This window comes from Nocardiopsis sp. RV163 (assembly GCF_001029525.1).
Taxonomy (GTDB): Bacteria; Actinomycetota; Actinomycetes; order Streptosporangiales; family Streptosporangiaceae; genus Nocardiopsis; species Nocardiopsis dassonvillei.
Map to the genome: position 1 here is coordinate 1 of NZ_LEKI01000251.1, position 4,838 is coordinate 4,838.

Genomic DNA, 4,838 nt, shown 5'->3' on the forward strand with positions numbered 1-4,838 from the left:
GGTCGGCGGGGGAGCCGTCAGCCCTGGAAGTTGATGTCGCGGTGGGACTCCCAGGGGTGGTCGAAGTCCTCCGAGCTGTCCAGGTCGTTCCGCGCGATCTCCGCCGCGCCCGCCTGGACGTTGTCGGCCAGCGTCAGCCCGAGCGCCTGGACGTCGATGAGGGCCTGGGCGGTGTTCTCCTTGAACGCGCTGAACCCGGCCCTGACGTCGTCGTGGCCCGAGGCGCTCTCCGCGTCCTCCATGAGGAGGTCGAACGCGTCGGCGAGTCCGGCCATGGCGGCCGCGAGCGTCTCGGCGTACTCACCGCCCCGCATCCCCTCGATCGGGTTGCCGCCCGCTTCGGTGGTCATGTGGGGGTCTCCTCTCCTCGAACGCGGAACCCGTGTGGAGGGCACGACGCCCTCCACGCACGGAAGGCCCGCCCGCGGCCCTGGAGGCCGCTGGAGCGGGTCCGGATGACGGGTGGGACGCGCGGCCGGGGGCAGGAGTTCCGCCGTTCCCCTGAACTGTGGGGATGCTACCCGGAGAGACGCCGCGTGTGTACCTTTCGCCTCGGTTCGTTAGCTCCTGTTCAGCTGAAGCCGGGGCCGGAGGCGGGTCCGGAACCAGGACGGGGCTCCGGACCCGGACCCGGGCCCGCTCAGGACACCAGCCACACGAAGCCGTACCGGGCCCCCGTCAGGATGACGGCCGTCGCGGCCAGGACGACCAGCGAGAGGTGGATCCGCCCGGCCGGGCGCAGCCACCCCCTGACCCAGGCGGTCACGGCCACGGCCGCGGTGGCCAGGGTGAGCGGGACGGCGACGGCGAGCGGCAGCGTGAGCGCGGGGGACTCGTCGAAGATCCACTGCTGCAGCGTGTGGCTGTCGAACAGCCCGTACGCGACGAGTCCGACGGCGACGAAGCAGCTCAGCGCGGTCAGCGAGGCCAGCGTGCGGGCCAGGACGGTGAACCGGTCCGGTGCGCGGCGGAACTGCACGAACGCGGTGAACAGGACGAGCAGCCCGGCGGCGGCGACCACGCCGTGCGTGATCGGGCTGGTCAGCAAGGTGGTCCGCTCGTAGACCTGGGTGGCGTTGGTGTCCGTGGCCAGGGCGACGACCTCGCCGTCCTCCTCCAGGAAGGTCAGCCGGTCCGCGCCGTTCTCCGCGGACATCCGCCCGCCGCCGATGGGTAGCCAGCGGTCGTCCGCCGCCATCGAACCGCTGACGGAGAGGGTGCCGTCCCCGGCGTCGCGCACGGTCATGTTGTCGAAGAGGGAGACGATCTGGCCGGGCCCGCTGGCGGAGCGGCGGCTGCTGACGTAGGTGCCCGTGTAGGCGCCGAGGTCGGCGCCGGTGTCGGCCTCACCGGTCGGCGCGGCCTGCGGGTCGAAGGTCTCCCAGAACTCCCGGGCCACCGTCATCCGCAGGTCCTCCAGGGGGTTCCCTTGGACGGAGTCGTCGCCGTTGACCGCGACGAACATCCCGGCGTCGATCCCGGGGATCAGGGTGTAGGCGGTGTGCATGCCGTCCAGGTCGCCGGCGTGTCCGATGACCGGGGAGTCCCCGCCCCGCCACTGGTAGGTGCCGTAGCCCACGGCGGGTGCCTCGGGGTGGGACTCGTGCTGGCTCGCCAGCATCTGCCCGGCCACCCCGGCGGGCAGCACGCGTTCGCCGTCGATCTCGCCGTCGCCCAGCATGGCCAGCATGAACCGGGCCATGTCGTCGGTGGAGGCGAGGGAGGCGCCCGCGGGAGCCTGGGAGACGTGCAGGTCCCCGGCCGTGCTGCCGTCGGGCAGGTGGAACGTCGGGACCTCGTAGACCTCGCGGGCGTCGTAGATCTGGAGGAACGCGCTCCTGTCCATGCCCAGCGGCTCGAACAGGTTCCGGGCGACGTACTCCTCGAACGGCTGGCCGCTCACCTCCTGGACGACGTATCCGGCCAGACCGTTCCCGTGGTTGGAGTAGGCGGTGAACCGGCCGGGCTCGTAGAGCTCCTCGGGCTTGAGGGTGCTGTACACCTCCTGGAGGCTCATGTGCCTTTCGGTGTCCCCGGCCGAGGGGAAGTCGAGCACGTCCGCGAACCCGGCGGTGTGGGTGAGCAGGTGGTGCATCGTGACGCCGTCCATGGGCAGCCGGGCGGCCTCGGGCAGGTAGGCGTTGACGTCCTCGTTCAGGTCGATCTCCCCCTCCTCGGCCAGGAGGAGGGCGGCTGCCGCGGTGAAGGACTTGGACACCGAGCCGGTGGGAAGCGTGTGGACCGTGTGGTCCATGGGGGTCTGGGTGGCGAGGTCGGCGTACCCGTGGGAGGCGGAGGCGACCTGCTCGCCTCCGGCCACGACGGTCACGGCCGCGCCGGGCGCCCCGTGCTCCTCCAGCAGTTCGGCGACGCGGGTGTCCGCGAACTCCCGCGCGGTCTCGGGGTTGAGCGGCACGGCCTCGGCCGGGGCGGTGGGTGCGCCGGGCGCGGCGGCGGCCGAGGCCGCCCCGGGCGCCAGGACGGCGGCGATCATCAACGGTGCGGCCAGCATCGGCAGGACGCGGGGAATTCGTGGCATCAGGGGCTCCCGGGGTGTTCTCGCTACCCCTCGAACCTAGGATCCGGCGCTGTTCGGAGCACTGGTGCGCACGGGCGTTCCGGTACTACAGCCAGCTGCACCGCCGGGGGCCCGGGCGCGGCGCGGAGGGGGAGCGGGCGGGTGCGGCCGGGGAAGACCTACCAGTCGGTCGCGGTGTTCGCCGTGCTGCCCGGCGGTTTCGGGAGCCCGGCGCGGACTACGCCCCGGCTCATCCCAGCAGGAAGGTGACGGTGAGCAGGGCCGGGATGGTGAGGAAGGTGGTCACGAGCACCACCTCGCGGACCATCACCTCGCCGGTGCGGTACCGGGTGGCGTAGTTGAAGACGTTCTGCGCCGTGGGCAGGGCCGCCAGCACGACCACGGAGAACAGGCTGGAGGCGTCCAGGTCGAAGACCAGCGCGCCCAGGGCCCACGCCACGAGCGGCTGGACCGCGGACTTGAGCGCCACGGCGAACAGCATCGGCACCCGTTCCGGACCCCGGCCGGGGAAAGGGCTGCCGTGCAGGGAGATCCCGAAGGCCAGCAGCATGGCGGGGACGGCCATGCCGCCGATCAGGTGGAAGGGCTCCATCAGGGGTTCGGGCGGTACCCAGCCCGAGGCGGAGACGGCCACGCCCGCCAGGGAGGCGATCACCACGGGGTTGCGGACCGGCGTGCCCAGCGCCCGCCGGAAGACGGGGCCCGCTCCGCGCACGTCGCCGTCGGCCAGGTCCAGGAGGGTGAGGCCGACCGGGGCCAGGACCAGGAGCTGGGTCAGCAGGATGGGCGCGACCAGGGACGCGTCGCCGAGCACGTATACGGAGATCGGGATGCCCAGGTTGCCCGCGTTGACGTACGAGGACGCGAGCGCGCCGACCGTGGTCGGGCCGACGCCCTGGCGCCTGACGAGCCCGAACACGACGAAGGCGAACGCCACGACGGCCACGCTGACGACGCTGACCACGACGGGCCCGGACACCAGGACGGAGAGGTCGACGTCGGCCAGGATCGTGAACAGCAGCGCGGGGCTGGCCACGTAGAAGGCGAGCTTGCTGAGCATCTCCTTGGCCCCCGGGCCGAGGAGGGGGAGGCGCCCGAGCATGTAGCCGATGACGACGACGCTGGTGATGACACCGAAACCGATCAAGACCCCGGACAAGAGGCGCTCCCACTGCACACGCGCGACACAACCCGAAGACGCTATCCGAGGTCGGGTTCGGGCGATACGTCGCAGATCACACCGGTGCGGGCGGTTCCGGCGGGCGCGGGCGCCGCTCGGGGCGCGCGGCGGGGGTCCGGGACGCGGCCGCTCCCGGGGCGGTCCGGGTTCCGGCGCGGCGCCTCACTCCGCGGGCTCCTCCGGATCGGGGGACGGCGAGGGCTCCTCCTCTGCGGCCTCTTCCTCCTCCGCCTCCCGGGCGGCCTCCTCCTCCGCGGCCTCCTCCTCGGCCAGGCGCTCGGCCTCGGCGCGGTCGGCGGCGCGGGTAGTGCAGACCTCCTCGGCGGCGGACGCCGAGCCATCCACGGCGATCACCGTGAAGCAGTACTCCATGCCCGTGTAGCCGGTGGCGACCTGTGCGGACACCACGCCGGGGCCGGTCCGGGCCAGGGTGGCGGCCTCGTGGCCGAAGGGGCCGCCCAGCACGAAGAAGGAGGCGGTGCCGCCGCTGTTGTCGGTCCAGCTGATCTCGACGGCGTTGAGGCTGTCCGCCAGGAGGACGCCTGTCGGCGCGGAGACCTCGGGCGGCGCCGACGGGTCGACGACCGGTTCGGCGGCCTCCTCGTCGGCCGCTGGTTCGGGTCCGGCCTCCTGTTCGGCGGCCGCGACCACGGGGGCCGGTGACTCCAGCGCGCCGAACACCCCGGAGACGCTGGTGACCGTGAGGATGCCGCACACGGTCACGGCGATGTGGAGGTGGCGGCGCCACCGCGGCTGGCGCTGTTCGGTCTCGGCCACGGGACCCCAGGAGGGGGTGTCGTCCTCGACGCGCTCGGACTCGTCCACGGGCAGGGCGGAGGATTCGGCGGTGCCCGTCCAGCCCTCCAGGCGCGACCAGGCGCGCAGCGCGGAGATCTCCTCGCCGCGCAGCTTGGCCATCATGATCTCGGCGGTGCCGCCCGCGTCGACGGCCGGGAGCCTGCTCCCCTCCAGCCCGGTGGGGCGGGGCCTGAGCTCCCGTGACCGAGGCGGCTGCGGCTGTCGCGGTGCGGTCGCCGGGTTCTGGGCCGCCTCTTCGGGGAACGGCGGCGCGTGCGGCGGAACGTGCGGGGTCTGCGGACCCGAGTACGGGAGGGGCCC

The 4,838-nt window shown here is 73.1% G+C and carries 3 protein-coding genes and 1 pseudogene; all 4 read right to left on the minus strand.

Annotated elements, in window-relative coordinates:
• Positions 1-17: 17 nt before the first annotated feature.
• On the minus strand, positions 18-350 hold the full coding sequence (locus tag ABD54_RS25330; protein WP_047872065.1) for a hypothetical protein: 333 nt from the start codon (positions 348-350) through the stop codon (positions 18-20).
• A gap of 290 nt (positions 351-640) precedes the next feature.
• On the minus strand, positions 641-2,539 hold the full coding sequence (locus tag ABD54_RS25335) for a serine hydrolase (RefSeq protein ID WP_235432198.1): 1,899 nt from the start codon (positions 2,537-2,539) through the stop codon (positions 641-643).
• Positions 2,540-2,768: 229 nt separating this feature from the next.
• Complete coding sequence (locus tag ABD54_RS25340) at positions 2,769-3,698, minus strand: AEC family transporter (protein ID WP_047872067.1); 930 nt, start codon at positions 3,696-3,698, stop codon at positions 2,769-2,771.
• 183 nt (positions 3,699-3,881) lie between these two features.
• Positions 3,882-4,838: pseudogene (locus ABD54_RS25345) on the minus strand (serine/threonine protein kinase); the annotation flags it as partial.